The following is a 24,148-nucleotide window of genomic DNA, read 5'->3' as shown; positions in this document are numbered from 1 at the left end:
CTCATGGATTCGCTCGCAAGCTGGTTCATCGCGGGCCCTCCGTCTCGTGCACCAGCTTCATGTACGTGTCCTCCAGGCTGGAGCGGCGCACCTCCAGGTCGCCGATGGCGGTGCCGTGCTGCAGGAAGAGCCGGTGCACATAGGCCGTCGCGTCCGCGGTGGCGTGCACGAACCGCTGCCCGTCACGGGTCCAGCGGATCTCGGTCTCGCCGGCCACCTGCCGGGACAGCTCGTCGGCCGAGCCGCTCGCGATGATCCGCCCGGCCGAGAGGATCAGGATCCGGTCGGCGAGTTTCTCCGCCTCGTCCAGGTCGTGCGTGGTGAGCAGCACTGTGGTGTCGGCCATGTCGGTCAGCTCGTGGATCAGGTCGTGGAACTCGCGCCGCGCGGCCGGGTCGAAGCCGACCGTCGGCTCGTCCAGGAAGAGCAACTCGGGCCGGCCCACGATGCCCATCGCCACGTCCAGCCGGCGCCGCTGGCCACCGGAGAGCCGGCTGACCCGGGTCCGCGCGGCGGCGGTCAGGCCGACCGCGGCGAGCAGCTCGTCGACCGGCCACGGCCGGGGCGTGCGGGCGGTGCCGAACGGCGCGTAGTGCCCGCCGATGTGCTCCAGCAGCTCGCGCACCCGCCACTTACCGTGGTCCCGCCAGGACTGCAGGACCACGCCGAGCCGGGCCCGCCAGCGCTCGTCGCCGTGCTCCGGGTCGCTGCCGAGCACCCGGACGTGACCGGCTGACCGGCGCCGGAAGCCCTCCAGGATCTCGATGGTGGTGGTCTTGCCCGCCCCGTTCGGCCCGAGCAGCGCGATCACCTCGCCGGGGCGGGCGGAGAAGCCGATGCCGTCCAGGACCTCCTTGGGCCCGTAGCGCATCCGCAGGTCACGAACCTCGATGACCGGCTCGCCGACCAGCGGGTCCGTGCCGGTGCTCTGCAATACCGCCTCCGCCATGTCTACCACGCTATCAAACTTGTAGTAGGTGTACTACATTGCTTCGTATGGCTTCTGTCGTTTCCCTGACGCTGGGGCTCGGACCCCGGTGGGGGTTCGCGCTGCCCGGCGCGCCCGGGCTCGGCTGGCCCCGGACGCTCCACAAACCACTCAAATCTGGTGAAACCCGAGATGGCGCCCCGGCCGAGCCGGAAGAACACGCCGTGGCGGACCTCATTCGCGCCTAACGGTGATCGTGTTGATCGCTTCGGCTAGATACATTGGTGCGATGGGGATCAAGCAGGTGAGGGCACTCACCACCACGCTGCCCTCGGTCACCTGGATACCCCTCGCCCGGGCGCACGCCGAGCGCGCCGACCAGATGACCGCGGGCCACCGTGCCCGCCGGGCGACGGGTGAGAAACACGCCATCGAGGACTTCCTCTACGACTACTACGGCACCCGCCCGGCGATGCTGCGCCGCTGGCACCCGGGCGTCGGCGCGGGCCTCGCCCCGGCGCCGGACGGCCTGGCCGAGCACGCCGGCTGGAAGTTCTACGCGACCAGCCAGGACGGCATCGTCTCGCTGGACGAGGACGCGTTCCTGCACGCCCGGGGCGAGAGCGTGCGGTACATCCACGGCCTGCTCACCGCCACCGCGTCCCGCCCGGTCTTCTCCGGCTGCTTCGGCCTGCACGAGTGGGCGATGGTCTACCGCGACCCGGAGCACCGGCACCCGCTGCCGCTGCGCCTCGGCCAGTCCGAGACCGACAAGGTGGTCGAGCAGCACACCATCCGCTGCACCCACTTCGACGCGTTCCGCTTCTTCACCCCGGAGGCCGTCGGGCTCAACCGCCTGCAGCCGACCCGGGCCACCCAGGTCGACCTGGACCAGCCCGGCTGCCTGCACGCCGCGATGGACGTGCACAAGTGGGCGCAGAAACTCGGTCCGGCCGTCCCCGGCGCGCTGGCCCTGGACTGCTTCGCCCTGGCCGGCGAGATCCGCCTGCTGGACATGCAGGCCAGCCCCTACGACTTGGAGTCCTACGGCCACCCCCCGGTGAAGATCGAAACCCCGGAGGGCAAGGCGGAGTACGTGGCCCGCCAGCGTGAGCTCGCCCGCCGCGCCGCGGGCCTGCGCAGCCGCCTGATCCGGGTGTGCGAGGCGCTGCTCGGTCCGGAGGACGCCGCGCGCAACCGTGAGGCCGTCGCCCCGTTCAATCACCGCTGACCGGTTTTCCGGGAAACGCCGGATCCGCCGCACTCCCGGTGTCCGCCGCCCCTTCCGGGCCGCTGCGTCACCCTTTCGGTACGCCCGGAGCCCAGCCGCCCAGCGAAGCCCCCGCGCCCCGCCCCGCCAAGCCGCACCTCCCCGCCGCCCGGCGGCCTGCCGCACCTCCCCGCCGTCCAGCGACCCGCCGCACCTCCCCGCCCCGCGGCCTGCCGCGCATCCCGCCGCCTGGCGGCCTGCCGCACCTCCCCGCCCCGCGGCCTGCCGCGCATCCCCGCTGCCCGGCGGCCCGCTGCACCTCGCCGCCGCACTTTCCCGCCGCACCAACCCGCCGCTGCGGCCCTCCGCCCGGCCGGGGTCGCTTGTGCCCGCCGCCGGCGATGTGCCGTGCCACTCGGCGTTCCGCAGGCCGCGTTCGCTGTCCAGCCGGGGCGCCGTGCTCACCGGGCCAGTCAGCCGCCGGCGTTTCGTCGCGCAGCCGGGTGACCCGTCCGTCCTGATTCGCCCGCCCTGCTTCCGCCGTCGTTGTGGGGCCGGTCACGAGCCGGTTCGGGGCGGGGCAGCCGATGCGGGGATTCGTCAAAGGTGCTGATAGAGTTCACCGCGCCGCCGCAGGAACGGGCGGTGCAAGGCAAGTTCTGGTCCCGTCGTCTAGCGGCCTAGGACGCCGCCCTCTCAAGGCGGTAGCGAGGGTTCGAATCCCTTCGGGACTACCAGGAGAAGTGGCCCGCACCGATTACGGTGCGGGCCACTTTCGTCTACCGCCCGTCTCCGGCTCAGCCGCCCCGCTAACCCGCTCGCCACCCACCAAGAGTCCGCCCCATCCACGTGTCCCGTGGCAGCGACACCACCGCCGTGACCAGCCGCAGGCCCAGGCTGGCGCTCATGGTGGTCTCGGCGGCTCGGAGACCACCGCCGTGACCAGCCGCCGGTTCCGGGCTGGTGCTGGTGGTGGTCTCAGCGGTCTGGAGACCACCGTGGTGACCAGCCGCGCGCCGGGCTGGCGCTCATGGTGGTCTCAGCGGCTCGGAGACCACCGCCGTGACCAGCCGCCGGTCCCGGGCTGGTGCTGGTGGTGGTCTCAGCGGTCTGGACACCACCGTGGTGACCAGCCGCGGGGTGGGCTGGCGCTCATGGTGGTCTCGGCGGCTTGGAGACCACCGCCGTGACCAGCCGCCGGTTCCGGGCTGGTGTCGGTGGTGGTCTCAGCGGTCTGGACACCACCGTGGTGACCAGCCGCGCGCTGGGCTGGCGCCCATGGTGGTCTCGGCGGCTTGGAGACCACCGCCGTGACCAGCCGCCGGTTCCGGGCTGGTGCTGGTGGTGGTTTCAGCGGTCTGGAGACCACCGTGGTGGCCAGCCGCGGGGTGGGCTGGCGCTCATGGTGGTCTCAGCGGCTTGGACACCACCGTGGTGGCCAGCTGCGGGTTCGGGCTGGTGCTGGGGGTGGTGTCGGTGGGCTGGAGGGCGCCGTGGTGGCCGGCTGTGGGCTTGGTGGGGCTTTTACGGCCATTCGCGGATTGCGACCTCGCCGGACCCGGGGCTCCGATCGAGGTCGGAGCGGCGGTGCGGTTGCTGGGCGTACCGAAATCAGGTGGTGGGCCTCGGAAATGAGGCGCGCCCGATGGCGCGGAGCGGCCATCGGGCGCGAGGGGTGCGGACGGGGTCAGAGGCCGGAGAGGCGCTGGCCGGCGCGGACGACGGCCATGGCGTGGCGCTCGCCGGGGCGGCGGCCGAGGCGTTCGATCGGACCGCTTATCGAGATGGCGGCGATGACCCGTCCGGTGCGGTCGCGGATCGGGGCGGAGACGCTCGCCACACCCGGCTCGCGCTCGGCGACGCTCTGCGCCCAGCCGCGGCGGCGCACCTCGGCCAGGGTGCGGCCGGTGAACTTGCAGCGGGGCAGCAGCGGCATGACCGCTTCCGGCGGCTCCCAGGCGAGCAGGATCTGGGCGGCGGAGCCGGCCACCATCGGCAGCACCGAGCCGACCGGGACGGTGTCGCGAAGGCCACTCGCCCGCTCGGCGGCGGCGACGCAGATCCGCTCGTCCGCGCGGCGCAAGTAAAGCTGCGCGCTCTCGCCGGTCGCGTCCCGCAATGCGGAAAGCAGGGGCTCGGCGGCGGTCAGCAGAACGTCCGGCGCGGCGTTCGCCAGCTCGCCCAGGCGAGGTCCGGGGCGCCATCTTCCTTGAGTGTCCCGGACCAGCATCCGATGAATCTCCAGAGCCTGGGCCAGGCGATGTGCGGTCGCCCGGGGAAGCTTCGTGCGTTCGACCAACTCGGCCAGGCTGGCGCCGTCGACACATGCGGCGAGGATGACAACCGCCTTGTCGAGAACGCCTACACCGCTCATACTGTGTCCCACAAGCCGAAACATACATTCCAGAATTTAGGATGTCCAGATGGTGGGAGTCACTCCCGACAGCGGGAAACCCAGGACCCTGGCCGAGAAGGTCTGGGATGACCACGTGGTGCGCACGGCCGAGGGCGAGCCCGACCTGCTCTTCATCGACCTGCACCTGCTGCACGAGGTCACCAGCCCGCAGGCGTTCGACGGGCTGCGGATGGCCGGCCGGCCGGTGCGCCGGACCGACCTCACGCTCGCGACGGAGGACCACAACACCCCGACCGGTTACGCGGACCCGTCGTTCAACACCCGCCGTGGCGAGCTGCTGACCATCGCCGACACGGTCTCCCGCACCCAGATCGAGACGCTGCGGAAGAACTGCGCGGAGTTCGGCGTCGAGATCCGCCCGCTCGGTGACGTGAACCAGGGCATCGTGCACGTGATCGGCCCGCAGCTGGGCCTGACCCAGCCGGGCATGACCATCGTCTGCGGCGACTCGCACACCGCGACCCACGGCGCGTTCGGCGCGCTGGCCTTCGGCATCGGCACCAGCGAGGTCGAGCACGTGCTCGCCACCCAGACGCTGCCGCAGTCGAAGCCGAAGACGATGGCCGTCACCGTCGTCGGCGAGCTGCGCCCGGGCGTGAGCGCGAAGGACCTGATCCTCGCGCTGATCACGCAGACCGGCACCGGCGGCGGCAACGGCCACATCGTGGAGTACCGCGGCGAGGCGATCCGCAAGCTCTCCATGGAGGGCCGGATGACCATCTGCAACATGTCGATCGAGTGGGGCGCCAAGGCCGGCATGATCGCGCCGGACGAGACCACGTTCGCGTACCTGAAGGGCCGCGAGCACGCCCCGCGGGGTGCCGACTGGGATGCCGCCGTCGCGTACTGGCGGACCCTCGCCACCGACGAGGACGCCGAGTACGACACCGAGATCATCCTGGACGCGTCGGCGATCAGCCCGTTCATCACCTGGGGCACCAACCCCGGACAGGGCGCGGCCCTCGACGGCGTGGTGCCGAACCCCGACGACTTCCTGGACGAGGTCGAGCGCGGGGCCGCCGAGCGGGCCCTGGCGTACATGGACCTGACGCCGGGCACGCCGTTCCGGGACGTGCCGGTGGACGTGGTCTTCGTCGGCTCGTGCACCAACGGCCGGCTGGAGGACCTGCGGGCCGCCGCCGACGTGATCCGCGGTCGCAAGGTCGCCGACGGCGTCCGGATGATGATCGTGCCGGGCTCCTACGTCGTGCGGGAGCAGGCCGAGGCCGAGGGCCTGGACAAGATCTTCACGGACGCGGGCGCCGAGTGGCGGTTCGCCGGCTGCTCGATGTGCCTGGGCATGAACCCGGACACGCTGAGCCCCGGGCAGCGCGCGGCGTCCACCTCCAACCGCAACTTCGAGGGCCGGCAGGGCAAGGGCGGGCGTACCCACCTGGTCTCGCCGCAGGTCGCCGCCGCCACCGCTGTGGTCGGCAAGCTGGCCGCCCCCGCCGACCTCTGAGTAGGGGATATCAACTCATGGACAAGTTCGTCACGCACAGCGGCAAGGTCATGCCGCTCCGCCGTTCCGATGTGGACACCGACCAGATCATCCCGGCGGTCTACCTGAAGCGGGTCACCCGCACCGGCTTCGAGGACGGTCTCTTCAGCGCCTGGCGCGAGGACCCGGATTTCGTGCTGCACAACCCGGCGCACGCCGGCGCCACCATCCTGGTGGCCGGGCCGAACTTCGGCACCGGCTCGTCCCGCCAGCACGCCGTCTGGGCGCTGCGCGACTGGGGCTTCAAGGCGGTGATCGCGGCCCGGTTCGGCGACATCTTCCGGGGCAACGCGCTCAAGGAGGGCCTGCTGCCGGTCCAGCTCGACCAGAAGGTGGTGGAGAGCCTCTGGGATCTCGCCGAGAGCGAGCCGGAGAAGCAGATCACCGTCGACCTGGCCGACCGGGTGGTCCGGGTGGACGACGCGGCGTACTCGTTCCCGATCGACGATTTCAGCCGTTGGCGCCTCATGGAGGGGCTCGACGACATCGGACTGACGTTGCGCCACGAGGACGCGATTAGCGCGTACGAGAAGGGTCGTCCGGCTTTCAAGCCGGTGGTCACTCTTTAACTCGAGGTCAGGAATTCGCCCCCGTCGGTGTCGCCGATGGGGGCGAATTTCGTTGGGACACAACGGATTTTTGCCCCGAATGTTTGTGTCTCCAGGTCAGAGGGCATACCGTGCGCGCAGAATGGCCTGCGACGGGCCAGTTCTCACGTCCGGGAGGAAACCGTGAACAAGGCCGAGCTCATTGAGGCGCTCGCCGTCAAGCTGGGCGACAAGAAGACGGCGACGATTGCGCTGGACGCGTTCATCAGTGAGGTGCAGAACGCCGTCGCCAAGGGTGACAAGGTGTCCCTCACCGGCTTCGGATCGTGGGAGAAGCGGTCGCGCAATGCGCGAACAGCGCGGAATCCGCGAACCGGCGAGCCGGTGAAGGTGAAGAAGACGTCAGTCGCCGCATTCCGGCCCGGAAACACCTTCCGGGAACTGGTCGCCAGCGGGAAACCGGCGAAGGCGGCCGGCGCCAAGAAGACCGCTGTCGCCAAGACCGCGGTGACCAAGGCGGCGCCGGCGAAGAAGACGACGGCCACCAAGACGGCGGCCAAGGCGACAGCCACCAAGGCCACCGCCACGGCGAAGAAGACCGCGACGACGGCCGCGACCAAGAAGGCCACGGCGGCGAAGACCGCGCCGGCGACCAAGGCCACGACCGCCACCAAGGCCGCGACCGGCACCAAGGCCGCGACCGCCACGAAGGCCGCGACCAAGGCCGCTACCGCGAAGAAGACGGCGGCGAAGACCGCGCCGGCGACGAAGGCGGCGACGGCGAAGAAGACGGCGGCGAAGACCGCGCCGGCCAAGAAGGCGACGACCAAGACCGCCGCGGCCAAGAAGACCACGGCGCGCAAGACCGCCACCCCGGCCGCGGCTCCGGCCCGGGCCAAGGGCGCCGCGACGGCCAAGGCGGCGGCCAACCGCAAGGCACGCTGAGCTCACGACGGCGACAGGGGCGTCCACCGTACGGTGGACGCCTTTTCGTTTGCCGCGAGCAGACCGAGCCCCGGGCCTACCGTCCGGGCATGGAACGCAGACCGAGAGGTTTGACGGCCCGCGCGAGCCTGGCCGCGGGCCTGTTCGCGCTGGCTGTCGTGCCCGGGTGGACGCTCGGCGACCTGGCCGAGCAGGCCACCGGCTGGCCGGCGCTGGACTGGCTGGTCACCTGCGGCTGGTGCGGCCTGGCGGTGGCCGGGTACGCCCCCGGAACCTCCTATCGCGTCCGGGATGGCCTGGCCGGCGCCGTCCCGCTGTACGGCTGGTACCTGGCCGGGGTGCTGAGCTGGCGGCTGGCGCTCCTGCCCTACCGCGACTGGGAGCCCCGCCGCGACGAGCTGTGGCGGGCCCGCTGGCTCACCGGCGACCTGGTCGGGCACTGGCGGATCGAGCCGGTCACCAGCGCGAGGCCCCTAGTAGCGTCGCGCCGGACCAGGTGAGCAGCCAGCCGTCACCCTTGCGCGTCCGGTACGGCTCGGCGTCCGCCGCCCCGGTGAGCTGCGCCAGCAGCGGCGGCATCACCTTGCCCTGACTGCACACCACCACCCGCCCGGCGGCCCGCAGCTCGGCCAGCCGCTCCCGGGCGGCCCGCAGTGTGGCCGGCAGCTCGGACGGCTCGTCCGGCTCGGCGAACGCGGCGTCCACCACCAGCGGCAGCCCGGTCGCCGCGACCAGCGGCTGCAGGGTCTGCGAGCAGCGCAACGGGGTGGCCGCGACCATCCGCTGCGGCCGGAAGGTGGCCAGGCGCTCGGCGACCCGGCCGGCCTGCCGCTGCCCCTTCGCGCTGATCGGGCGCAGTGAGTCCGGGCCGGACCAGTGTTTCCGCTCGCCGGCGTGCGCGTGCCGGACCAGCGCCACCACCGAGGTGATCGGCGGCAGGCCGGCCACCAGGTCGAGCAGCGGGCGCTCGTCCGGATAGGTCAGCCGCTCGGCGGCCTCCGGCACCGGCAGCCAGGTCAGCTTGTCGACCTCGCCGGTGTCCCGGACCGGGCCGCCGGTGGCGGCCCGCATCAGCCAGAACCGCACGGTCTTCGGCCGGCCGTCGGGCAGCCGGTAGGCCACCTCGGGCAGGCCGAACTCCGGGATGCCCTGCGCGCCGGTCTCCTCGGCCACCTCGCGGATCGCCGCGGCCAGGGCCGGCTCGCCGCGCTTGACGGTGCCCTTGGGCAGGCTCCAGTCGTCGTACCGCGGGCGATGCACCAGGCACACCTCGGGTGCGCCGTCCGGGCCCGGGCGGTAGAGGACGCCGCCCGCGGCGTGTGCCGGAGCCGGCATCAGCCGGCCTTGATGACCCGCCGCAGCAGGGCCTCCTGGAGATGCACCTGCTTGCCGGTCGGCTCGCCGGTGTTGCGCCGCCAGACGCCGTCGCCACCCAGGTCCCAAGCCTCGGTGCCCTCGGCCATCGACAGCTCCAGCACGTTGCGCAACTCCTCGCGGGCGGACGGCATGGTCACCTTGACCAGCGCCTCCACCCGGCGGTCCAGGTTGCGGTGCATCAGGTCGGCCGAGCCGATCCAGTACTCCGCGTCGTCACCGCTGCCGAACCGGAAGACCCGGGAGTGCTCCAGGAACCGGCCGACGATCGAGCGGACCCGGATGTTCTCCGACAGGCCGGGGACGCCCGGGCGCAGCGTGCACATCCCGCGGATCACCAGGTCGATCTTCACGCCGTCCTGCGAGGCGCGGTACAACGCGTCGGCGGTCTCCTCGTCGACCATCGAGTTCACCTTGATCTGGACCAGCGCGTCGCCGCCGGCCCGGGCGATCTTGGCCTGCTCCGCCAGCCGGTCCAGCAGGCCGCGGCGCACCCCGTGCGGGGCGACCAGCAGCCGCCGGAAGGTGGTCTGCCGGCTGTACCCGGTGAGCACGTTGAACAGGTCGGTGACGTCCGCGCCCACCTCGGGGTCGGCGGTCAGCATGCCGAAGTCCTCGTAGAGCCGGGCGGTCTTCGGGTGGTAGTTGCCGGTGCCGATGTGGCAGTACCGCCGCAGCTGGTTGCCCTCCTGCCGGACCACCAGCGCGGTCTTGCAGTGCGTCTTGAGCCCGACCAGGCCGTAGACCACGTGGCAGCCGGCCCGCTCCAGGGTGCGAGCCCAGGCGATGTTGGCCACCTCGTCGAACCGGGCTTTCACCTCGACCAGCACCACCACCTGCTTGCCGGCCGCGGCGGCGTCCACCAGCGCGTCGACGATCGGCGAGTCACCCGAGGTGCGGTAGAGGGTCTGCTTGATGGCCAGCACGTTCGGGTCGGCGGCCGCCTGCTCGATGAAGCGCTGCACGCTGGTCGAGAAGGAGTGGTAGGGGTGGTGCACCAGGATGTCCGACTCGCGCAGCCGATTGAACACGCTCCGCGGCACCTCCCCGTCGGCCAGCTGCGGGTGGGTCGCCGGGACGAAAGGGCGGTCCTTGAGGTCGTCCCTGTCGCACTCGCCGAAGACCTGCCAGAGCGCCGACAGGTCGAGCACGCCGGGCACCCGCAGCACGTCGTGGCTGTCCATGTCGAGCTCGCGGACCAGCAGGTCGAGCACGTGGTCGCTGATCGAGGCGGCCACCTCGAGCCGGACCGGCGGGCCGAACCGGCGCTGGGCCAGCTCCCGCTCCAGCGCCTGCAGCAGGTCCTCGTCGCGGTCCTCGTCGACCTCCAGCTCGGCGTTGCGGGTCACCCGGAACGCGTGCGTCTCCAGGATCTGCATGCCCGGGAACAGCTGGTCCAGGTGGTTCGCGATCAGGTCCTCGATGGGCAGGAACCGGACCCCGCGGCTGTCGTTCTGCACCGTCACGAAGCGGGGCACGTTGTTCGGCACCTTGATCCGGGCGAACAGCTCCGGGTTGTCGCCGTCCGGGTAGCGCAGCGCCACCGCCAGGTTGAGCGAGCGACTCGAGATGTACGGGAACGGGTGGGCCGGGTCCACCGCCAGCGGGGTGAGCACCGGGAAGACCTGCTCCCGGAAGAAGCCGCGCAGCCGGCCCCGCTCCGGCTCGTCCAGCTCCTTCCAGCTGACCAGCTCGATGCCCTCGGCGGCCAGTTTCGGCCGGACCTCGTCGGCGAAGCAGGCGGCGTGCCGGGTCACCAGGTCGGCGGTGCGCTCGGTGATCATCTCGATCTGCTGCCGCAGCGGGGAACGGTCACCGCCGCGCACCGGCAGGCCGGCGCTCAACCGGCGTTTCAGCCCGGCGACCCGGACCATGTAGAACTCGTCCAGATTGCTCGCGAAGATCGCCAGGAATTTCGCCCGTTCCAGCAGCGGGGTGCCCGGATCCTCGGCGAGCGCCAGCACCCGCGCGTTGAAATCGAGCCAGGACAGCTCGCGGTTCGCGAAGCGGTCGTCGGGGAGGTAGTAGCCCTGGTCCGGATCCTCCTCGAAGACGGGTCGGGGCTCGACCGGCAGGGCCACCGGCTTCGATTTCGGCACCGCATCCTCCACCACAGGCTTGACCGGTTCAGTTACAGCGACGACGTCGGCGGGCGTCTGCGGGAGAAAGCGGCCGTTCGGGCCACGCCGGCGGGTCTCGGGGGTCCGGGGCGGGGTGTGCATGGGTCCATCATTGCCGCTTCGAGCGGAACGTGAAACGAACTACCCAATGATCAACTTAGGCGATTCCAGGAATTACCACGCGGTGAACCTCGCCGCCGGGTTCGGCCTCGATCGAGACCCGCTGACCCAGCCGGAGCAGCCGCAGCCCGGAGCGGGCGAACGCGTCCGCCCCGAAGGCCAGCTCAGAGCCATCGTCGAGGAGCAGCGTGCCACTGCGGGTGCCGGGGTCGAAGGTGGCGATGGTGCCCTGCATGCCAGAGACGCTACCTGGCGCAGCCGGCCGGTGTGCACGCCTGGCTGAGTCCGACATCACGCAGCAGGGTGTGCGTCCGGTCACCCGCGCCCAGGCGGAGCACGACGTCCAGGTCGGCGGCGGTGTCCACGTCCTGCCGCAGGCCCGGCCAGTCACCGGTCAGCGGGGCCGCGCCGGAGGCCAGGTGGGCGGCCGCCGAGCCGGGGCCGAACCGCGGGTCGAGCGGCACCCGGGGCGCCGCGGCCAGCAGCACGGTGCCGGTCCCGGCGGCGTCCGGCACGAAGCCCCGCCCGGACACCGCGGCGAGGGCCGCGTCCAGCTGCCCGGACCGCAGGGCCGGCAGGTCACCGGTGAGCACCGCGCGATGCGTGCCGAGCCCGGCGATCTCCTCGGCGCCGGACCGCAGCGCCGCGTTCAGCCCGGCGCCCGGGTCCGGCGCCACCTTGGCACCCAGGTCGCGTACGGCCCCGGCCACCACCGGGTCGTCGGTGACCACGATCAGCCCGGCCACCGTGCTGGCGTTCAGCACGGCGGCGGCGGTGTCGCACACCATGGCCAGCACGAGCTCCGGATGCCTGTCCCGCGCCACCGCGCCGCGCAGCCGGCTCTTTGCCGCGTCCAGCCGCTTGACCGGGATAACCGTCATCCAATTCCGCACTGCCACCCCGCAAGTCTGCCGCACACCCGGGCCCGCCCCGCTCCGGCGGTTCGCGGTACCACTGGAAATACCCCTACCTGGTACGGCGGGCTGGGAGGGGGCATGATTTCGTCGCAGGTGCACCGGCGACATGGTCGCCGATCGAGGGACGGGGGATGCCGTGGCGCAGCACAGGCTCGGGTTCTGGCAGCGTTTCGCGGTGATGCTGGTGGTCCCCGTCATGACCTGCTGGACGAAGCGGACCTGGCTCGGGATGGAGAAGCTCCCGCAGTCGGGTGGTGTGATCCTCGTCCCCAACCACGTGTCGCACTTCGACCCGCTGGTCGTGGCGCACTACATCTACAAGGCCGGCCGCTGGCCCCGGTTCCTCGGCAAGGCCAGCATCTGGCGGGTGCCGATCATCGGGCCCCTGTTGGTCAGGACCAAGCAGGTCCCCGTCGAACGGGGCAGCGTCGAGGCGGTGAAATCGCTGGAGACCCTGGTCCAGGCCCTGCGGGAGGGCGGCGCCGTGGTGATCTACCCGGAGGGCACCACCACCCGCAGCCCCGACCTGTGGCCGATGCGTGGCAAGACCGGCGCGGCCCGGCTGGCCCTGCTCACCGGCGCCCCGGTGATCCCGATCGCGAACTGGGGCGCGCAGACGGTCTTCGACCCGCGGACCAACCGGCTCAAGGCGACCCGGGCGGCGGTCACCGTCACCACCGGCGATCCGGTCGACCTGAGCCGCTGGGCCGGCGCCGAGCCGACCCGCCAGGTGCTCGACGACATGACCGAGCAGATCATGCTGGCCATCCGTGACCTGCTCGGCACGATCCGCGACGGCGAACCGCCGGCGCTCTACGACTGGCCCGCCCGGCGGGCCTCGACCTCGGAGGACGCGTCATGAAAGCGGCCGTCATCGGATCCGGCGCCTGGGGTACCGCGTTCGCCAAGGTGCTCGGCGACGCGGGCTCGGAGGTGACCATCCGGGCGCGCCGGGAGACGGTCGCCGCGGAGATCCGCGACCAGCACGGCAACGAGGGCTCGCTGCCCGGCGTCCGGCTGTCGAAACTGGTCACCGCGACCACCGACCTGGCCGAGGCGGTCGACGGCGCCGAGCTGATCGCGATCGCGGTGCCGTCCCAGACGCTGCGCGGCAACCTGGCCGACTGGTCCGGCTTCTTCCCGCGCGACGCCACGGTGGTCTCCCTGATGAAGGGCATCGAGCTCGGCACGCTGAAGCGGATGAGCGAGGTGATCGTGGAGACCGCCGGTGTCGCCCCGGAGCGGGTGGTGGTCGTCTCCGGGCCCAACCTGGCTCCGGAGATCGCCGCCGACCAGCCCACCGCGACCGTGGTGGCGTGCACCGACGAGGACCGCGCCCGGCAGGTCCAGCACGCCCTGGCCACCCCCTATTTCCGCCCCTACACCAGCGACGACGTGCTCGGCTGCGAACTCGGCGGCGCGGTGAAGAACGTGATCGCCCTGGCCTACGGGATGGCCTCGGCGATCGGCCTCGGCGACAACACCAAGGCCTCGCTGATCACCCGCGGCCTGGCCGAGACGTCCCGGCTCGGGGTGGCGCTCGGCGCCGACCCGCTGACCTTCGCCGGCCTGGCCGGTCTCGGCGACCTGGTGGCCTCCTGCTCCTCCCGGCTGTCCCGCAACCGCACCTTCGGCGAGCACCTGGGTCGCGGCGAGAGCCTGGAGCAGGCCCAGGCGGCGACCCGGCAGACCGCCGAGGGTGTGAAGAGCTGCCTGTCCATCCGCGACCTGGCCCGCGCGCACGGCGTCGAGATGCCGATCGTCGAGCAGGTGGAGAAGGTGTGCCACGAGGGCGCCGACCCGCGAGTCGCGGTGAAACTGCTGATGACACGAGAGATGAAACCCGAGTGAGCTATTCCGACGGGACCCGATCCGTTCACGCCGGCCTGCCGGAGCCCGAGGTCGGGCAGCCGTTCCTGCCCGGGCCGGTCTTCGCCGCGCCCTACCACCTGGACCCGGTGACCGGGCCCGGCACCCATGGTTACGCCCGCACCGAGCAGCCCACCCGGGAAGCCCTGGAGGCCGCGATCGGCGAGCTGGAGGGTGGGCCCGCGCTGGCCTTCGCCAGCGGGCAGGCGGCCATCAGCGCGATGCTGCTCGCGCTGGTCAAGGCCGGGGATCGGGTGGCGCTCCCCGGTGACGGCTATTTCCCGGTACGCGCGTTCGCCCGCGGCGCCCTGGCCGACCTCGGCGTGGAGAGCGTCCTGGTACCCACCGCCGGGCCGTACCCGGACCTCACCGGGCTGCGGCTGGTGATGCTGGAGACCCCGGCCAACCCCGGCCTGGACGTGGCCGACATCGCCGCCCTGGCGGCGGCCGCGCACGCCGCCGGCGCGCTGCTGGCCGTCGACAACACCGCTGCCACCCCGCTCGGGCAGAACCCGCTCGCCCTCGGCGCCGACCTGGTCGTGGCGTCCGGGACCAAGGCCCTGACCGGGCACTCCGACCTGCTGCTCGGCTACGTGGCGGCCCGCGATCCCGAGCTTCTCGACAGGATCGAGAACTGGCGGAAGCTGACCGGCGGCGTGCCCGGCGCGTTCGACTGCTGGCTGGCGCACCGCTCGATGGCCACCATGGACCTGCGGCTCGCCCGGCAGACCCAGAACGCGGCGGCCCTCGCCGAGCTGCTGGCCGGCCGTCCCGACGTGACCGGCCTGCGCTGGCCGGGGCTGCCCACCGACCCGTCCTATCCGGTCGCGAGCAGGCAGATGCGCCGCATCCCCGGCATCGTCGCGTTCGACCTGGGCAGCGCCGAGCGGGTGGCCCGTTTCCTGGCGACGGCGAAACTGGTGTTCGCCGCCACCTCGTTCGGCGGCGTGCACACCACCGCCGACCGGCGGGCCCAGTTCGGCGACGACACCGCCCCGGGCTTCGTCCGCTTCTCCTGCGGCATCGAGGACACCGCGGACCTGGTCGAGGACGTCACCCGCGCCCTGGACGCCTCGAAGTGACCGCCCGGCCCGGCTCCGGCGGCGCGGCGGGCGGCCGCTCGTGACCTCCTGGGACACCTTCAGCGCGGACGAGGTGGCGGCCCTGACCCGCGGCGAGAGCTTCTTCGCCGCGCCCGGCGAGCGGGACTGCCCGGCCTGCGGGGAGCGGCGGCTGCGCGCGTACTTCACCGCGCCGGCCACCGCGCGACGCCCCACCCTGGTCAGCTACGTCTGGTGCACCGCCTGCGGCAAGTTCGTCGGCACCCGGGCCAGGCACCCGGAGGGCCTGATCTTCGCCGACCCGCTGGCCGCCCTGCCCGCCGCCGAACGCCGCGAGCTGGAGCGCAGCCTGACCGGCTTCCTCGCCCACCTGGACCGGCTCTGGGACACCGGGGTCCTGCCGCAGACCTTCGCCGCCTGACCGGTTGCCGCCGTGCGGGGGAGCGGGCCCGCACGACACGCGCAGCGGTCGTGCGGGGGCCGGGCCTCGCGGGCCGACTGCCACGGTGCCGCGGGTCGTACCGGAAAACGAACCGGAAGCGGACCGGCGGCATCGCGGCAGCGAGGATGGTCCGCTCAGCGGGCGACGAAGTCGTGCAGCCAGTTCCGCGGGACCGGTTGGGTGGGCGCGGCGCCGATGCGGCGCAGGGCCTCACCCGGACGGATGCCGAGCAGCGCCAGGGTCATGGTGGCGAGCAGGGTCGTGCGGCCGAGTTCGGCGCTCGACTGGGTGACGACGAAACGACCGGAACGGACCTCCCGGGCCAGCCGGGCGGCCAGGGCGACCATCTCGGTGGCCTCCTTGCGCGGGGCCGTCTCGTCCGGATCGGGGTAGGCGACCAGCTCGATCCCGGAGCTGTCCGGTGTGCCCGGATGGTGCCGCTCGCTGCACACCAGGATCTGCACGCCGGCGCGGGCCAGCGCGCCCAACTCCTGCGGTGACCACGGCTCGTCGCGAGGGTGGGCCATCGTGGCCAATTGGCCCGGTCCCGGACCCGCGATCACGTGGAGTGCTGGACCCATGAACTGTTCGTCTCCCCCTGCCATGGCAGCGGCCGCCGCGATCCCATATCTGGCTTACGCAGAGTAGGGTCACCCCCGGCAAACCCGCTAGCGAGAGGCGCAAGAAGAGTGACAACCCCCCGGAAGACCCGCGTGGCGATCGTGTTCGGCGGTCGCAGCACTGAGCACGCCATTTCCTGCGTGAGCGCGGGGGCCATCCTGGGTGCGCTGGACCCCGACCAGTACGAGACCGTCCCGGTGGGAATCACCCGGGAGGGTCGCTGGGTGCTGGCCGCGGGCGACCCCGCGCAGCTCGCCATCGCCGACTCGCGGCTGCCCGAGATCACCGCCAACTCCGGCAACTCGGTGGTGCTGGCGGCCGACCCGACCACCACCGAGCTGATCGTGCGCGACCCGGCCGAGGGCGTCTCCGAGCTGGCCGGGGTGGACGTGGTCTTCCCGGTGCTGCACGGCGCCTACGGTGAGGACGGCACCATCCAGGGGATGCTGGAGATGGCCGGGATTCCGTACGTCGGCGCCAACGTCTTCGCCTCGGCGGCCGCGATGGACAAGGAGTTCACCAAGAAGCTGGCCGCCGCCGAGGGCATCCCGGTCGGGCCGTACGCGGTCCTGCGGGCCGGCGCCGAGCTCGCCGAGGAGGACAAGGAGCGGCTCGGGCTGCCGGTCTTCGTGAAGCCGTCGCGGGCCGGCTCGTCCACCGGCATCAGCAAGGTCACCGACTGGGCCGACCTGGACGCGGCGATCGCCAAGGCCCGGCAGATCGACCCGAAGGTGCTGGTCGAGGCGGCGATCGTGGGTCGCGAGATCGAGTGCGGGGTGCTCGAGGGGGAGGCCGGCGGCACGCCCGAGGCGTCGCTGCTCGCCGAGATCCACATGGACGACGCCGACTGGTACGACTTCGAGACGAAATACCTGGTGGGCAGCCGCTACACCATCCCGGCCGAGCTCTCCCCGGAGCTGACCAGGCAGGTCCGCGAGTACGCGCTGCGCACCTTCACCGCGCTGGACTGCGCCGGCCTGGCCCGGGTCGACTTCTTCGTCACCGCCGCCGGCGAGATCTTCCTCAACGAGATCAACACCATGCCGGGGATGACGCCGACCTCGATGTTCCCGCAGATGTGGGCGGCCACCGGGCTGGAGTACCCGAAGGTGGTGGACCGGCTGATCCGCACCGCCCTGCGGCGCGGGACCGGGCTCCACTAGGCCTAGGCCTAGGGCCGGCAGCCGCTCGGCACGCCCTTGGTGATCGACTTGTCGGTCTCCACGACGATGTCGGAGAACTCGTTGGCCCACTGTGCCCGGTTCTGGTAGGCCGTCGGCACGACGACCCGCACCGGCACCTCACGGTCCATCGTGGTGAACGTGGTCTGCCCGGCGGACTCCGCGGAGTACCAGCACACCCTGTTCATCAGCAGCAGGTCGGCGACCAGCGGCACGCACGTCCCCGACGTGTCGTCGGCGGTGGCGCACATGGTGGGCTGCGGGACACCGCAGGAGAGGGTGATCGGCGGCTCGCCGTACGCCGCGTTCTGCTCCGGGCCGGCACTGACCTTGCGGGCCGGCAGGTTACGCACCTGGGTGGGCAGCTGCGAGGTGACCGCCAGGCAGACCCGGGCGGAGCGCTCGCCGAGTGCGGGCGCGGCGACCTCGACCGCCGTGCCGGGCACGGCGATCGGGCCACTCGCGGCCGGTGCCGGGTCGGCCGCCGGCTCCGGCTTGACCATGAGGAAGGCGACAAGACCCACGATCACCACCACCGGCACGGCCACAGCTGTCGCCCAGATGGCGGCGATCCGTGTGGTGTTGTCCGGCTCGGTGGCTGGTTTCGGCGGGTTGTCGACGTCGACCATGGTTCAGAGGTTTACCACGGAGCAGGTGAGTGTCCGGGTGATACCCGGCACGTACTGGACCTTGCTCACAATCAGGCTGCCGAGCTCGTCGACGGTGTGTGCCTCGGTGAGCACGACGACGTCGTACGGCCCGGTCACCGCGTCGACCCGGACCACTCCCGGTATTTTCTCGATCGCGGCGGCCACGTCACGGGCCTTCCCGACCTCCGTTTGAATAAGGATGTATGCCTGGACCACGATCCGACTCCTATCCGCCACCGCGTCGGTGATCCCCGAAAAGTGAAACTACCGTACGAAGCAGCCCGGCAGCGGGACGCCACCATCGAAGGGCGTGGACGTGAGTATCGCAGAGTCCGGTGAATTCGGACTGATAGGTCGAATCGTGTCACGGCTCGACGCGGGTTCGGCGACCTTGCTGGGCCCCGGTGACGACGCCGCGCTGGTCCGGGCCGCCGACGGACGGGTGGTGGCCTCCACCGACGTGCTGGTCGAGGGGCGCCATTTCCGCCGGGACTGGTGCGGGCCGGCCGACGTCGGGCACCGGGCCGCCGCGGCGAACCTGGCCGACATCGCGGCGATGGGCGCCACCCCGACCGCGCTGCTGGTCGCCCTCTGCGTCCCGGCGAACCTGGACGCGTCCTGGGCCGAGGGCCTGGCCGACGGGCTGACCGCGGAGGCCGCGCGGTGCGGGGCCGGCGTGGTCGGCGGCGACATGTCGGCCAGCCCGACGCTCACCGTCGCGGTCACCGCGCTGGGGGACCTGGGCGGCCTCGACCCGGTCCGCCGGACCGGCGCCCAGCCGGGGGACATCCTCGCGCTCGCCGGGCGGATCGGTTACGCGGCGGCCGGGTACACCGTGCTGTCCCGGGGCTTCCGGACGCCGAAGATGCTGGTCGAGGCGTACCGGCGGCCGGCCGTCAGGTATGCCGCCGGACCGGAGGCGGCCCGGCTCGGCGCCACCGCCATGATCGACGTTTCGGACGGCTTGCTGCAGGACGTCGGGCACCTGGCGGCGGCCAGCGTGGTCGGGATCGACATCCGGTCGGACGCCTTCGAGGTGCCCGATCAGATGCGGGACGCGGCCACCGCGCTCGGCGTCGACCCGTACCAGTGGATCTTCGCCGGTGGCGACGATCACCCACTGGCCGCCACCTTCCCGGCCGGGACGCGGCTGCCGGACGGCTGGACCGAGATCGGCTCGGTGCACGACGGCGCCGGGGTGACGGTGGACCGCAAGCCGTGGAGCGGTCCGATGGGCTGGGATCACTTTCGTTAGCCGGCACCGTCGCTGATTACGCTGGCCGCGTGGTTGAGTTCAAGATCAGATCGGCTCGGTTCGACGAGCCGGAGGTGAGGGAGCTGGTCGCGCACAACATGCGCGACCTCTCCGAGCGATACGGCGGCACCGGCGACGACACCCCGATCGAGGCTGCCGACTTCCGGCCACCGGACGGCGACTTCCTGGTGGCCGTCCGGGTCGCCGACGGCCGCCTGGTGGCCAGTGCGGGCTGGCGGCGGCACGGCCCGGACGCCGAGCTGAAGCGGATGTTCACGCTGGCCGAGGCGCGGGGCCGGGGACTGGCCCGGCGGATGCTGACCGCGATCGAGGAGTCGGCGCGGGCGGCCGGCTGTGCCCGGGTCATCCTGGAGACGGGTGACAAGCAGCCGGAGGCCATCGCGCTCTACGAGTCCGCGGGATACCGGCGGATCGCGGACTTCGGGTACTACAAGGGGCACCCGGGCGTGCTGTCGTACGCCAAGGAGATCTGACGACGAAAAGCCGCCGAGTCAGCGACTCGGCGGCTCCTCGTTGAGAAGATCAGGCGCGGGTAACCTTGCCGGCCTTGATGCACGAGGTGCAGACCTTGAGCTTCTTGGTCGTCCCGCCACCGGCCGGCGTGCGCACCGACTGGATGTTCGGGTTCCAGCGGCGGTTGGTCCGCCGGTGCGAGAAGGACACGTTGTGGCCGAAGCCCGGTCCCTTGCCACAGACGTCGCACACGCTAGCCACGGGATACTCCTGGGTTTGAAGAAAAACTTGATGGCGCCCAGGGAAGAACCGCCCAGGCAACCCGGCGAGCTTACCCGATCAGACCCGGGGACAGCCAATCGCCCCCGGTCAGGGTGCGTGCCCGGCGATTGTCGGGGGTGGTTAGTACGATTTTCGCGTGCTGGAGACCCTCGATGCCGCCGCTGTGCACCGCTGGTGCGACGGTGGGCTGGAGGCGCTCCGTGCCCACCAGCGTGAGATCGACGACCTGAACGTCTACCCCGTTCCCGACGGCGACACCGGCACCAACCTGGTGCTGACCCTGGCCGCCGCCCAGGAGGCGGTCGAGTCGGCGCTGCACGAGGAGCCGCGCACCCCGCTCGGCCGGCTGATGGCCCGGATGGCCCGTGGCGCCCTGCTCGGCGCCCGGGGCAACTCGGGGGTGATCGTGTCGCAGATCCTGCGCGGCATGGCCGACTCGTTCGCCAGCGCGGTGGCGGTCCGCGGCGCCGAGCTGGCCCGCGCGCTGCGCGAGGCCACCGACGCGGCCTATGCGGCGGTGGCCCGGCCGGTGGAGGGCACCGTGCTCTCGGTGGTCGCGGCCGCTGCCGAGGGGGCCGGCCGGATCAAGTCGGACAACCTGGTGACCGTCGCCCGGGCGGCGGCCAGGGCCGCCGCCGAGGCTCTCGACCGGACGCCGCAGCAGTTGCCGGTGCTGGCGCGCGCCGGCGTGGTGGACGCCGGCGGTCGCGGGCTCTGCCTGCTGCTGGACGCCCTGGTCGACACGGTGGAGGAGAGCGAGTTCGAGCCGCCGCCCCCGCTGGCCGTCCCGGAGCGGCCGGACCGGGCGGCCGAGCCCTGCGAGGGGTATGGCTACGAGGTGCAGTATCTGCTGGACGCCACCCCCGAGTCGGTGGAGCGACTGCGCGGCGAGCTGGCCGGCCTGGGCGACTCCCTGGTCGTGGTCGGCGACCCGCCCACCTGGAACGTGCACATTCACGTCACCGAGATCGGCCCGGCGATCGAGGCGGGCATCGAGGCCGGCCGCCCCTACCAGATCCGGGTCACCCCGCTCGGCGAGAGACGCCCCGACCCCGGCAACCGCGGCGCTGTCGTGGTCGCCGCCGGCGACGGGCTGACCGCGCTCTTCGAGGCCGAGGGCGCCGTCGTGGTCGGCCGTAACCCGTCCACCGCCGAGATGCTGGCCGCCGTGCACGCCTGCGGCGCCGCCTCGGTCGTCCTGCTGCCCAACGACGCGAACACCCACGCCGTCGCCGTGTCCGCGGCCCGCGAGGCGGAGGCGGCGGGTATGCACGTCAGCGTGGTGCCCACCCGCTCGCCGGTGCAGGCGCTGGCCGCGCTCGCGGTGCGCGACCACGGCCGCCCGTTCGCCGATGACGTGATCGCGATGGCCGAGGCGGCCGGCGCGTGCCGGTACGGCGAGGTCTGCACCGCCCAGCGCGACGCCCTCACCGTGGCCGGCCCGTGCCGCGCCGGTGACCTGCTCGGCCTGGTCGACGGCGAGGTGCACGTGATCGGCACCGACCTCGCCGACGTCAGCCACCGCCTGCTCGACCGGATGCTCGGCGGCGGCGGCGAGCTGGTCACCCTGGTCCTCGGCGCCGACGCGTCCCCCGAGCTGGAGGACGACCTGCGTGGTCACGTGCACCGCACCTGGCCGTTCATCGAGTTGCAGTGTTACGCCGGCGGCCAGCCCCGTTACCACCTGTTGGCAGGAGTCGAATGACCACGACCGACACCCCGTTGGACAAGGTGCTCGGCGCCAAGACGGCGAAGGCTCTCGCCGAGCACCTGGACCTGCACACCGCGGGTGACCTGATCTACCACTTCCCGCGGCGCTACGACGAGCGCGGCGAGCACACCGACCTGCGCCAGTTGCAGGTCGGCGAGCAGGTCACCGTGCTGGCCCAGGTGCGGGGGATCGGCGTCAAACCGATGCGGGCGCGCAAGGGCAACATGCTCGAGGTGACCATCGGGGACGGCTCCGGGGCCACCCTCACCTGCACGTTCTTCAACCAGGCCTGGCGCGAGCGGGAGCTGCTGCGCGGCCGGTGGGGGCTGTTCGCCGGCAAGGTGACCGAGTTCCGCGGCAAGCGTCAGCTCAACGGCCCGGCCTATCAGCTGCTCAAGGCGGACGCCACGCAGGACGAGGCGGCCGAGGAGATCGAGGAGTTCGCCGGTGCGCTGATCCCGGTCTACCCGGCCGCCCAGGCGGTGCCCACCTGGGTGATCGCCAAATGCGTGCGGACGCTGCTGGACACCTTCCAGCCGCCGACCGACCCGATGCCCGCCTCGGTCCGGGCCGCGCGGAACCTGGTCGGCATCGGCACCGCCCTGCGGGAGATCCACCGGCCCAGCTCCGAGGCCGCGCTCTACTCGGCGAAACACCGGCTGAAATGGGACGAGGCGTTCGCCGTGCAGCTCACCCTGGCGCAGCGCCGGGCCCGGGCCGCGGCAGCGCCGGGCACCGCCCGGCCGCGCGTCGAGGGCGGCCTGCTGGACAAGTTCGACGCCACCCTGCCCTATGAGCTGACCGAGGGCCAGGCCTCGGTGGGCGAGGAGATCGCCGCCGACCTGGCCCGGGCGCACCCGATGCACCGGCTGCTGCAGGGCGAGGTCGGCTCCGGCAAGACGCTGGTCTCGGTGCGGGCCATGCTCCAGGTGGTGGACGCCGGCGGGCAGGCCGCGCTGCTCGCGCCCACCGAGGTGCTCGCCACCCAGCACTACCGCGGGATCGGTGCGCAGCTCGGCCCGCTGGGCCGGGCCGGCGAGCTGGACGGCGACCCGGCCGGGACGCAGCTGACCCTGATCACCGGTTCGCTGGGCGCGGCGGCCCGGCGTGCGGCGCTGGCCAAGGTCGCCGACGGGACCGCCGGCATCGTGGTGGGCACGCACGCCCTGCTGTACGAGGGTGTCGACTTCCGGGACCTCGGCCTGGTGGTCGTGGACGAGCAGCACCGGTTCGGCGTCGAGCAGCGGGACGCGTTGCGGGCCAAGGCGGCGCGCCCGCCGCACGTGCTGGTGATGACGGCGACCCCGATCCCGCGCACGGTGGCGATGACCGTCTACGGCGACCTGGAGACGTCGGTGCTCTCCCAGCTGCCGCGGGGCAGGTCGCCGATCGCCTCGCACGTGGTGCCGGCCCTGGAGAAACCCGCCTACCTCGATCGTGCCTGGAAACGGGTGCGGGAGGAGGTCGCGGCGGGCCATCAGGCGTACGTCGTGTGTCCCCGGATCGGCGACGAGGACTCCTCGCCGGAGAAGGACGAGGGGGAGTCCGCCCGCCGTCCGCCGCTGGCGGTGACCGAGGTGCTCCCCGCGCTCCAGCAGGAATATCTCAAGGGCCTGCGGATCGAGATGCTGCACGGCAGGATGCCACCGGAGGACAAGGACGCGGTGATGCGCCGGTTCGCCGCCGGCGACGTGGACGTGCTGGTGGCCACCACGGTGATCGAGGTCGGCGTGGACGTGCCGAACTCCACCGTCATGATCATCATGGACGCCGACCGGTTCGGAGTGTCCCAGTTGCACCAGCTGCGCGGCCGGGTGGGCCGGGGCTCGGCGCCGGGCATCTGCCTGCTGCACACCGAGGCGGTGGAGGGCTCGGCGGCCCGCGAGCGGCTCGACGCGGTGGCCTCCACCACCGACGGCTTCAAGCTCTCCGAGATCGACCTGGAGCAGCGCCGGGAGGGCGACGTGCTGGGCGCCTCGCAGTCCGGCAAGCACTCGCACCTGCGGCTGCTCTCGCTGCTGCGGGACGAGAAACTGATCAAGGAAGCCCGGGTCGAGGCGGCCGAGCTGGTCGGCGACGACCCCGATCTGACCGGGCACCCGGCGCTGGCCGCCTCGGTGGCCGCGCTGGTCGACGAGGACCGCGCCGAGTATTTGGAGAAGGGATGATCCTGCACCTCTGCCCACGTTCCGTGTGGGAGTCGGTTTCGGACAGTTACCGGGGCGACACGCTGGCGAGCGAGGGGTTCCTCCACTGCTCCGATCCGGAGTGGGTGCACGTGCCGGCCACGCTGCGGTTCCGCGGCCGGACCGACCTCGTGCTCCTGGAGATCGACGAGACCGCTGTCGACGTCCCGGTGGTCTGGGAGGACGGCAGCCCACCCGACCCTTCGGGCCGGCAGTTCCCCCATGTGTACGGCCCTCTGCCGGTCTCCGCGGTGGTCGCCGTCCACGAGTTCCCGCCGCTGCCCGACGGCTCCTTCGCCCCATGGAGAGGGGGCGCCGGCCGTTAGGCCGACGCCCC

General features: G+C 72.2%; 25 protein-coding genes and 1 tRNA gene. 16 read left to right on the top strand and 10 right to left on the bottom strand.

Annotated features, from left to right (window positions below; genetic code table 11):
* Positions 1–25 precede the first annotated feature (25 nt).
* Positions 26–949 carry an ABC transporter ATP-binding protein gene (locus Actob_RS38160; RefSeq protein WP_284916836.1) on the bottom strand — a complete coding sequence of 308 codons (924 nt, stop codon included), beginning with the start codon at positions 947–949 and terminating at the stop codon, positions 26–28.
* 268 nt (positions 950–1,217) lie between these two features.
* Between Actob_RS38160 and Actob_RS38155 the strand changes: the two genes are divergently transcribed.
* Positions 1,218–2,159 (top strand): 3-methyladenine DNA glycosylase, encoded by a 942-nt coding sequence (locus Actob_RS38155; protein WP_284916835.1) that lies wholly within the window; start codon positions 1,218–1,220, stop codon positions 2,157–2,159.
* A 640-nt stretch (positions 2,160–2,799) separates the two neighbouring features.
* Positions 2,800–2,875, top strand: a tRNA-Glu gene (locus Actob_RS38150).
* A 950-nt stretch (positions 2,876–3,825) separates the two neighbouring features.
* On the opposite strand, the gene Actob_RS38145 is transcribed toward Actob_RS38150, so the two are convergent.
* Positions 3,826–4,512 carry an IclR family transcriptional regulator gene (locus Actob_RS38145; protein ID WP_071807642.1) on the bottom strand — a complete coding sequence of 229 codons (687 nt, stop codon included), beginning with the start codon at positions 4,510–4,512 and terminating at the stop codon, positions 3,826–3,828.
* Between the two features lie 49 nt (positions 4,513–4,561).
* On the opposite strand from Actob_RS38145, the gene leuC reads away from it, so the two are divergent.
* From leuC to Actob_RS38125, 4 genes are all read left to right on the top strand, one after another.
* Positions 4,562–6,016, top strand: a complete 1,455-nt coding sequence (gene leuC, locus Actob_RS38140) for a 3-isopropylmalate dehydratase large subunit (RefSeq protein WP_284916834.1) — start codon at positions 4,562–4,564, stop codon at positions 6,014–6,016.
* A gap of 17 nt (positions 6,017–6,033) precedes the next feature.
* Positions 6,034–6,624 carry a 3-isopropylmalate dehydratase small subunit gene (gene leuD, locus Actob_RS38135; protein ID WP_284916833.1) on the top strand — a complete coding sequence of 197 codons (591 nt, stop codon included), beginning with the start codon at positions 6,034–6,036 and terminating at the stop codon, positions 6,622–6,624.
* A 162-nt stretch (positions 6,625–6,786) separates the two neighbouring features.
* On the top strand, positions 6,787–7,548 hold the full coding sequence (locus Actob_RS38130; protein ID WP_284916832.1) for an HU family DNA-binding protein: 762 nt from the start codon (positions 6,787–6,789) through the stop codon (positions 7,546–7,548).
* 89 nt (positions 7,549–7,637) lie between these two features.
* On the top strand, positions 7,638–8,048 hold the full coding sequence (locus Actob_RS38125; RefSeq protein WP_284916831.1) for a hypothetical protein: 411 nt from the start codon (positions 7,638–7,640) through the stop codon (positions 8,046–8,048).
* Here the strand turns inward: Actob_RS38125 and Actob_RS38120 are convergent.
* The 4 genes from Actob_RS38120 to cofC are packed head-to-tail and all read right to left on the bottom strand — an operon-like array spanning position 8,005 to position 12,043.
* Positions 8,005–8,883, bottom strand: coding sequence for an NUDIX hydrolase (locus Actob_RS38120; protein ID WP_284916830.1), 879 nt, complete (start codon positions 8,881–8,883; stop codon positions 8,005–8,007). The two genes, Actob_RS38125 and Actob_RS38120, sit on opposite strands and share 44 nt — an antisense overlap.
* Entirely contained in the window at positions 8,883–11,144 is a 2,262-nt protein-coding gene (locus tag Actob_RS38115; protein WP_284916829.1) for an RNA degradosome polyphosphate kinase, read from the bottom strand. Before Actob_RS38115 ends, Actob_RS38120 begins: the two co-directional genes overlap by 1 nt.
* 55 nt (positions 11,145–11,199) lie before the next feature.
* Positions 11,200–11,397 carry a cold-shock protein gene (locus tag Actob_RS38110; RefSeq protein ID WP_284916828.1) on the bottom strand — a complete coding sequence of 66 codons (198 nt, stop codon included), beginning with the start codon at positions 11,395–11,397 and terminating at the stop codon, positions 11,200–11,202.
* Positions 11,398–11,407: 10 nt separating this feature from the next.
* Positions 11,408–12,043, bottom strand: a complete 636-nt coding sequence (gene cofC / locus Actob_RS38105; RefSeq protein WP_284916827.1) for a 2-phospho-L-lactate guanylyltransferase — start codon at positions 12,041–12,043, stop codon at positions 11,408–11,410.
* A 172-nt stretch (positions 12,044–12,215) separates the two neighbouring features.
* Between cofC and Actob_RS38100 the strand changes: the two genes are divergently transcribed.
* From Actob_RS38100 to Actob_RS38085, 4 genes are read left to right on the top strand one after another with little or no spacing between them, the layout of a single operon-like run.
* Positions 12,216–12,941, top strand: coding sequence for a lysophospholipid acyltransferase family protein (locus Actob_RS38100; RefSeq protein WP_284916826.1), 726 nt, complete (start codon positions 12,216–12,218; stop codon positions 12,939–12,941).
* The gene (locus Actob_RS38095; RefSeq protein WP_284916825.1) at positions 12,938–13,930 is read left to right on the top strand and encodes an NAD(P)H-dependent glycerol-3-phosphate dehydrogenase; all 993 of its coding nucleotides are present in this window, start codon (positions 12,938–12,940) and stop codon (positions 13,928–13,930) included. Before Actob_RS38100 ends, Actob_RS38095 begins: the two co-directional genes overlap by 4 nt.
* Positions 13,927–15,030 (top strand): cystathionine gamma-lyase, encoded by a 1,104-nt coding sequence (locus tag Actob_RS38090; protein ID WP_284916824.1) that lies wholly within the window; start codon positions 13,927–13,929, stop codon positions 15,028–15,030. Before Actob_RS38095 ends, Actob_RS38090 begins: the two co-directional genes overlap by 4 nt.
* A 40-nt stretch (positions 15,031–15,070) precedes the next feature.
* On the top strand, positions 15,071–15,430 hold the full coding sequence (locus Actob_RS38085) for a hypothetical protein (protein WP_284916823.1): 360 nt from the start codon (positions 15,071–15,073) through the stop codon (positions 15,428–15,430).
* Between the two features lie 155 nt (positions 15,431–15,585).
* Here the strand turns inward: Actob_RS38085 and Actob_RS38080 are convergent, their stop codons facing one another.
* Positions 15,586–15,978, bottom strand: a complete 393-nt coding sequence (locus tag Actob_RS38080; RefSeq protein ID WP_284916822.1) for a hypothetical protein — start codon at positions 15,976–15,978, stop codon at positions 15,586–15,588.
* 162 nt (positions 15,979–16,140) lie between these two features.
* On the opposite strand from Actob_RS38080, the gene Actob_RS38075 reads away from it, so the two are divergent.
* Positions 16,141–17,235, top strand: a complete 1,095-nt coding sequence (locus tag Actob_RS38075; RefSeq protein ID WP_284916821.1) for a D-alanine--D-alanine ligase family protein — start codon at positions 16,141–16,143, stop codon at positions 17,233–17,235.
* A gap of 8 nt (positions 17,236–17,243) precedes the next feature.
* Here Actob_RS38075 and Actob_RS38070 read toward each other — a convergent pair whose 3' ends face one another.
* Both Actob_RS38070 and Actob_RS38065 read right to left on the bottom strand, forming a co-directional pair.
* A complete protein-coding gene (locus Actob_RS38070) occupies positions 17,244–17,882 on the bottom strand; it encodes a DUF3515 family protein (RefSeq protein WP_284916820.1) in 639 nt (212 codons plus the stop codon).
* Between the two features lie 3 nt (positions 17,883–17,885).
* On the bottom strand, positions 17,886–18,119 hold the full coding sequence (locus tag Actob_RS38065; RefSeq protein WP_067685920.1) for an Lrp/AsnC family transcriptional regulator: 234 nt from the start codon (positions 18,117–18,119) through the stop codon (positions 17,886–17,888).
* Positions 18,120–18,219: 100 nt separating this feature from the next.
* On the opposite strand from Actob_RS38065, the gene Actob_RS38060 reads away from it, so the two are divergent.
* Entirely contained in the window at positions 18,220–19,158 is a 939-nt protein-coding gene (locus tag Actob_RS38060; protein ID WP_284916819.1) for a thiamine-phosphate kinase, read from the top strand.
* A gap of 29 nt (positions 19,159–19,187) precedes the next feature.
* Positions 19,188–19,652, top strand: coding sequence for a GNAT family N-acetyltransferase (locus Actob_RS38055; RefSeq protein WP_284916818.1), 465 nt, complete (start codon positions 19,188–19,190; stop codon positions 19,650–19,652).
* A 49-nt stretch (positions 19,653–19,701) separates the two neighbouring features.
* Here the strand turns inward: Actob_RS38055 and rpmB are convergent, their stop codons facing one another.
* Entirely contained in the window at positions 19,702–19,893 is a 192-nt protein-coding gene (gene rpmB / locus Actob_RS38050; protein ID WP_122980959.1) for a 50S ribosomal protein L28, read from the bottom strand.
* Positions 19,894–20,050: 157 nt separating this feature from the next.
* Between rpmB and Actob_RS38045 the strand changes: the two genes are divergently transcribed.
* From Actob_RS38045 to Actob_RS38035, 3 genes are read left to right on the top strand one after another with little or no spacing between them, the layout of a single operon-like run.
* Complete coding sequence (locus tag Actob_RS38045) at positions 20,051–21,619, top strand: DAK2 domain-containing protein (RefSeq protein WP_284916817.1); 1,569 nt, start codon at positions 20,051–20,053, stop codon at positions 21,617–21,619.
* Positions 21,616–23,793 (top strand): ATP-dependent DNA helicase RecG, encoded by a 2,178-nt coding sequence (recG, locus tag Actob_RS38040; RefSeq protein WP_284916816.1) that lies wholly within the window; start codon positions 21,616–21,618, stop codon positions 23,791–23,793. The genes Actob_RS38045 and recG overlap by 4 nt, the downstream gene beginning before the upstream one ends.
* Positions 23,790–24,137, top strand: a complete 348-nt coding sequence (locus Actob_RS38035; RefSeq protein ID WP_284916815.1) for a DUF952 domain-containing protein — start codon at positions 23,790–23,792, stop codon at positions 24,135–24,137. Before recG ends, Actob_RS38035 begins: the two co-directional genes overlap by 4 nt.
* Positions 24,138–24,148: the final 11 nt, after the last annotated feature.

Source organism: Actinoplanes oblitus, from assembly GCF_030252345.1.
Classification (GTDB): domain Bacteria; phylum Actinomycetota; class Actinomycetes; order Mycobacteriales; family Micromonosporaceae; genus Actinoplanes; species Actinoplanes oblitus.
Note: the sequence above shows the minus strand (reverse complement) of the source record. Positions and strands in the feature narration are given on the sequence as shown.

Coding starts and splice junctions, on each gene's coding strand:
- Actob_RS38070 (WP_284916820.1), bottom strand. CDS start 17,882: ATGGTCGACGTCGACAACCCGCCGAAACCAGCCACCGAGCCGGACAAC.
- recG (WP_284916816.1), top strand. CDS start 21,616: ATGACCACGACCGACACCCCGTTGGACAAGGTGCTCGGCGCCAAGACG.
- Actob_RS38035 (WP_284916815.1), top strand. CDS start 23,790: ATGATCCTGCACCTCTGCCCACGTTCCGTGTGGGAGTCGGTTTCGGAC.
- Actob_RS38110 (WP_284916828.1), bottom strand. CDS start 11,397: ATGCAGGGCACCATCGCCACCTTCGACCCCGGCACCCGCAGTGGCACG.
- Actob_RS38145 (WP_071807642.1), bottom strand. CDS start 4,512: ATGAGCGGTGTAGGCGTTCTCGACAAGGCGGTTGTCATCCTCGCCGCA.
- Actob_RS38080 (WP_284916822.1), bottom strand. CDS start 15,978: ATGGCCCACCCTCGCGACGAGCCGTGGTCACCGCAGGAGTTGGGCGCG.
- Actob_RS38155 (WP_284916835.1), top strand. CDS start 1,218: ATGGGGATCAAGCAGGTGAGGGCACTCACCACCACGCTGCCCTCGGTC.
- Actob_RS38120 (WP_284916830.1), bottom strand. CDS start 8,883: ATGCCGGCTCCGGCACACGCCGCGGGCGGCGTCCTCTACCGCCCGGGC.
- Actob_RS38125 (WP_284916831.1), top strand. CDS start 7,638: ATGGAACGCAGACCGAGAGGTTTGACGGCCCGCGCGAGCCTGGCCGCG.
- Actob_RS38115 (WP_284916829.1), bottom strand. CDS start 11,144: ATGCACACCCCGCCCCGGACCCCCGAGACCCGCCGGCGTGGCCCGAAC.
- cofC (WP_284916827.1), bottom strand. CDS start 12,043: ATGACGGTTATCCCGGTCAAGCGGCTGGACGCGGCAAAGAGCCGGCTG.
- Actob_RS38095 (WP_284916825.1), top strand. CDS start 12,938: ATGAAAGCGGCCGTCATCGGATCCGGCGCCTGGGGTACCGCGTTCGCC.
- leuD (WP_284916833.1), top strand. CDS start 6,034: ATGGACAAGTTCGTCACGCACAGCGGCAAGGTCATGCCGCTCCGCCGT.
- leuC (WP_284916834.1), top strand. CDS start 4,562: ATGGTGGGAGTCACTCCCGACAGCGGGAAACCCAGGACCCTGGCCGAG.
- Actob_RS38160 (WP_284916836.1), bottom strand. CDS start 949: ATGGCGGAGGCGGTATTGCAGAGCACCGGCACGGACCCGCTGGTCGGC.